Origin of the sequence: Muribaculum sp. (genome assembly GCF_029051885.1) — a bacterium.
Classification (GTDB): domain Bacteria; phylum Bacteroidota; class Bacteroidia; order Bacteroidales; family Muribaculaceae; genus Muribaculum.
The window spans coordinates 1-5,032 of record NZ_JAIDKI010000068.1; the positions used below are offsets into that span (position 1 = coordinate 1).

Sequence of the window (5,032 nt, forward strand, 5' to 3'; positions counted from 1 at the left end):
TTGCTCCCTCACTGCGCGAACACATCTGCACGACGATTGACCGCCCCAGCGTTAACAAATATTGGGGAACGGGGTCTAAAAAAAACTGTGCGGTATTTCCCTGTGATAGGGCTGATACCGCACAGTTGTATCTATCGGATGTAGGTTTTTATCCTATGGATATGCCGGAGAATCCCATGAAGGCCATGGCAAGCATTCCTGCACATATCAGTGCGATGGGGATGCCGCGCATAGGGGCGGGTACATCGACAAGGCGAAGGTGTTCGCGGATGCCGGCGAAGACAGCCAGTGCGAGAGTGAAGCCGACAGCTGTAGCCACGGCATATACTATGGATTCGCCGAGATTCATCCCTTTCTGTATTACCAGAATAGCTACGCCAAGTACGGCACAGTTGGTGGTGATAAGCGGGAGAAACACACCCAGTGCCTGATATAGTCCCGGGGCAATCTTCTTGATGATTATCTCGAGCATCTGTACCAATGCCGCGATAACGAGAATAAACACGATTGTCTGCATGTAGCCGAGGCCCCATGGCTCAAGGATTCCGTGCTGGACGAGCCATGTCACACAGGTGGCAAGGGTCATTACAAACATTACCGCAGCACCCATGCCTACGGCAGAACTCAGTTTTTTTGATACGCCGAGGAAGGGACATATGCCTAAAAACTGTGCGAAAACTATATTGTTGACGAATATCGCCGTAACGATTATCGAAAGGTATGTAAGCATGGTCAGGAGCGGTTTCTAATGTAGTTGATCAATGCGATAAGGAATCCGAGGGCGATGAAGGCGCCCGGTGCGAGGACAAACACCAGCGAGCCGAAGGTCTCGGGGAACAGTCGTAGTCCGAACACGGTGCCGACACCGAGTATCTCGCGTACCGCTCCGAGAAGAGTCAGCGCCAGGGTAAAGCCGAGCCCGATACCGATTCCGTCGAAGCATGAGTCGGATACTGTGTGTTTCGACGCATATGCCTCGGCGCGTCCGAGCAATATGCAGTTTACTACAATAAGCGGAATGAAGATTCCGAGCGAGGCGTTGAGTTCCGGGAGGTATGCCGCCATGAACATCTGGAGTAGTGTCACGAATGTGGCTATCACGACGATATATGCCGGGATACGCACTCTGTCGGGTACAAGCGACTTTATTGCCGAAATGGCTATGTTGGAGCATATCAGCACACCGGTTGTGGCAAGTCCCATCGACATGCCTGTCATCGCCGATCCTGTAGTGCCTAAGGTAGGGCACATGCCGAGAAGCAGCACAAAAGTCGGATTCTCGGCTATGAGACCATTGTAAATTATACGTAGTTTATTCATGTCTTACTCGCTTTTAGATGATGTGTGTGTGGTGGCTCCTGTTGTGCAGTCGCCGGCAATATTGGATGGAGTAGCAGTGAATCCGTGGTCAGTCTTATAGGCTTCGAATGCTGCGAAGCAGTCGCGCAGAGTCTCAAGAAAAGCACGTGATGTGATTGTCGCTGCGGTAATGCCGTCGATGGCGCCTCCTGTATCCTTTGAGACATACATCGGTGTGGCGGACGGATTTTTACCTATTACGCTGCGGTTGCCGATATCCATTCTGAACCATTCCTGCATCTTGGCGCCAAGGCCCGGGGTCTCGGCGTGGGAAAGCACCTGATATCCGGTGACGGAGCCGTCGGTACTGAAGCCGTACATGATACGGATTTCACCTCCGAAGCCGTTTTTAGTGTAGCCTTTCACGGCTGCTCCTACCAGATTGCCATTCTCCATTGCAGGATATACCATAAACGGTATGGTGTCGTTGTCGGGAATCCATTTCCATTCCTGGCTTCGGGGATTGTTGTCGAATGGCGGTGTCACCGATTTGATTGCCTCAATCTCTTCCTTCTGCTGAGCTTCTTCAATAGGACCTGCGGTGAGGCTGTTGACCCATGCCAGCAGGGAGGAGGCCACGATTGTGATGATGCCGAGCGACAGCACCATATTCAGTAAGTTGGATGGTAATTTTTTCATTTTTCCGACCTCCTTTCTCCGAACTTGCGGGGTTTGATATATCGGTTGATAAGCGGTACGAAACTGTTCATAAGCAGTATGGCGAACGACATGCCTTCAGGATATGCTCCCCAGCGGCGTATTATGATTGTGATTATACCAATCATTATGCCGTAGACGAGCATGCCTTTGCGTGACATCGGTGATGTGACATAGTCGGTGGCCATGAAGAAGGCGCCAAGCAGGAGACCTCCTGACAGGAGTTCGATACCGATATTTCCGCCGATACAGAGGGTAAACAACGCTACGGACCCTATAATGGCTACAGGTATATGCCAGGTGATTATGCGCATTATCAGAAGGTAGACCACGCCGATTACAAGCGCAATCGCGCTTACTTCGCCAAGTGAGCCTCCCATAGCGCCTGTAGCGCTCTGCCAGAGATCCACCGTTGATGGGTCGCCGCCCAATTTGAGCATTCCAAGGGTGGTGGCTCCTGTGGTTGCGTCGGCATATGCCCATCTGTTGACAATAGGCAGAGGCCATGAGGTCATCTGCACCGGGAAAGAAATAAGAAGGAACACACGTCCTACCAGTGCCGGATTCCATATGTTGCATCCCAGTCCGCCAAATGACATCTTGCCGATACCGATTGCTACGAGACACCCGATAAGTACAATCCATACGGGCAGGTTGGATGGCAGGTTGAATGCAAGGAGGAGTCCGGTAAGCACAGCGCTTCCATTCAAAATGGTCGAGGGACGTCCAAACATCCAGCGGTTTATTATATATTCGAAAGCGACACACCCGGCTACTGCTGTAACCACTACAATAGCGGCTCCTAAACCGAAGAAGTAGAGTGAGGCGGCAAGTGCGGGGAGCAGGGCCACGACTACATGCCACATGCATGACGCTACCGTCCGCTTTGTGTGCAGGTGGGGTGATGCCGATATGGTTAATAATTGATTCATTGCTGTTGAGTGACTGTTCTAAAATGTTTGATAGGGACAATGGACGGTTTTACCCGTGGAGATTACTTTTTCTGGCTTTGGCGTGCACGGATAGCGGCTCCTACTGTCTGTTTCCCCAACCTGATGAAGTCAAGTATGGGTCGCGACGAGGGGCAGCTGTAGCTGCAGCATCCACATTCGACACAGTTCATAATCTTTTCTTTTTCGGCTTCCTCCCATTCGCTGAATCTTGAAAGTGTGGCGAGCAGGAAGGGCTCAAGCCCCATCGGGCATGCGAATGCACATTGTGCGCATCTTATGCATGGCTCGATGCGGGGGCGTTGCGACATGCTTTCAGGAAGTAGCAGTATGCCTGACACACCTTTGGTTGTCGGTGCGTCGATGTTGACAATCGCTTTTCCCATCATTGGGCCTCCGAGGATTATTTTTCCGGTGTCGTCGGGTACGCCTCCGGCCTGTTGGATAAGTGAGGCTACAGGTACACCGATTGCTGTGCGATAGTTGCCGGGACGTTGCACTGATGGGCCGGTAACAGTCACTACACGCTCAATAAGAGGCTGTCCGAATCGCACGGCCTGATATATTGCATAGGCAGTGGCCACATTCTGTACTATCGCGCCGGTAGCGATAGGCAGGGCGCCCGACGGAACTTCCTTGCCGGTTATGGCTTCGATGAGCTGCTTCTCGCCTCCCTGAGGGTATTTCACCATCAGTTCGGTCACGGAAATGCCATTTATGCCAAGATGGGCAATGCGCTGACGCAGCAGGTCTATGGCATTCTGCTTGTTGGCCTCGACGCCTATTATAGCGCGTTCTACTCCGGCGGCTTTCATCAGCAGTTTTGTCCCTGCGAGTATCGCATCGGGCTCTTCGAGCATAAGGGCATGGTCATTGGTCAGATATGGCTCGCATTCTACTGCGTTGATGATTACCAGGTCGGCTTTCATTCCGGGGGGAGGGGACAGCTTTACTTTTGTGGGGAACGTAGCTCCTCCAAGTCCGACAATTCCGGCATGGTCGACAATGTCAATGATGGCTTTGGGGTCAAGAGCTTCAATTTCGTCGTCGCTGCGCAGAGGTGTTCTGTCGTTGATTGCCTTGAGGTCTTTCTCATGGTCGTCATCGGATGCTGCAATCGTCACGGCGGGACATGGCATTCCGTTGGGCATCTTTATCTGATCCACTTTGGTTACTGTGCCGGAAATGGGGGTGTGTACGTTTGCCGATACAAATCCGGACGCTTCAGCGATGACTGAAGCTCTGTCGACATAATCTCCTTTTTTTACAAGACATTTTGCCGGTGCACCGATGTGCTGTCCGAAAGTCAGCGTTACTTCACGGGGAAGTTCGGTATTTATAATTTTTGCTGATTCTGTCAGTTTATTTTCAGGTGGATGCACTCCACCGATATGAAATGTGCGCATACGTGTTAATCACTCTTTCGGTTCAACATTACTTTCCTTTGCTTTTTTGGCTTCAGCCTCCTTGCGCTTGCGTTCGGCAATAGCCGCCATGTCGGCTGCGGATATGGGAAATCCTGCGTCGTGGATAGCGCCAGTCGGGCATGCGAGCACACATTTGCGGCATAGCTTGCATTTGGTGAAGTCGATATATGCAAGATTGTCGGTAACCAACACCGCATCGTGGGGGCATGCTTTCATGCATTTGCCGCATCCGATGCAGGCTGCATTGCATTCTTTACGTGCTACCGCTCCTTTCTCGCGGTTGGAGCAGGCTACCCACACGCGCATGCCACGCGGCCCCTTGTCGCGTAGTTCGATAATATGGCGCGGACATGCTTTTGTGCACGCGCCGCATCCGGTACATTTTTCGGGGTCGATGGCTGGCAATCCTGTTACAGGATCCATATGCATGGCGCCGAAGCGGCATGCTTTCACACAGTCGCCGCACCCCAGACATCCGAAAGGACATGATGTGGTACCTGAGCCTGTGGAGTGTAACATGGCACACGATGCCGGACCGTCGTAGTGAGCGGTCACCGGTCTGTTCTCGCATGTGCCATAACATTTAAGCACTGCTACCTGTGGCTTGGCAATGCTCTGTCTCTGATACCCATATCCGAG

At 52.1% G+C, this 5,032-nt stretch carries 6 protein-coding genes; all 6 read right to left on the minus strand.

The features are described from left to right. Nucleotides 1-148 precede the first annotated feature (148 nt). Nucleotides 149-730 (minus strand): electron transport complex protein RnfA, encoded by a 582-nt coding sequence (locus K2I50_RS02885; RefSeq protein ID WP_301024744.1) that lies wholly within the window; start codon nucleotides 728-730, stop codon nucleotides 149-151. A 2-nt stretch (nucleotides 731-732) separates the two neighbouring features. Beyond that, nucleotides 733-1,320: an RnfABCDGE type electron transport complex subunit E gene (locus K2I50_RS02890; RefSeq protein WP_068960953.1), complete on the minus strand. Its 588-nt coding sequence runs from the start codon at nucleotides 1,318-1,320 to the stop codon at nucleotides 733-735. A gap of 3 nt (nucleotides 1,321-1,323) precedes the next feature. Then, nucleotides 1,324-1,998, minus strand: a complete 675-nt coding sequence (locus K2I50_RS02895; protein WP_301024746.1) for an RnfABCDGE type electron transport complex subunit G — start codon at nucleotides 1,996-1,998, stop codon at nucleotides 1,324-1,326. Then, nucleotides 1,995-2,948, minus strand: coding sequence for an RnfABCDGE type electron transport complex subunit D (locus K2I50_RS02900; protein WP_301024747.1), 954 nt, complete (start codon nucleotides 2,946-2,948; stop codon nucleotides 1,995-1,997). The genes K2I50_RS02895 and K2I50_RS02900 overlap by 4 nt, the downstream gene beginning before the upstream one ends. A gap of 62 nt (nucleotides 2,949-3,010) precedes the next feature. Further along, nucleotides 3,011-4,372: an electron transport complex subunit RsxC gene (gene rsxC, locus K2I50_RS02905; RefSeq protein WP_301024748.1), complete on the minus strand. Its 1,362-nt coding sequence runs from the start codon at nucleotides 4,370-4,372 to the stop codon at nucleotides 3,011-3,013. Nucleotides 4,373-4,381: 9 nt separating this feature from the next. Next, nucleotides 4,382-5,032 (minus strand): 4Fe-4S dicluster domain-containing protein (locus K2I50_RS02910; RefSeq protein WP_301024750.1); only part of this gene is annotated, 651 nt, incomplete at its 5' end.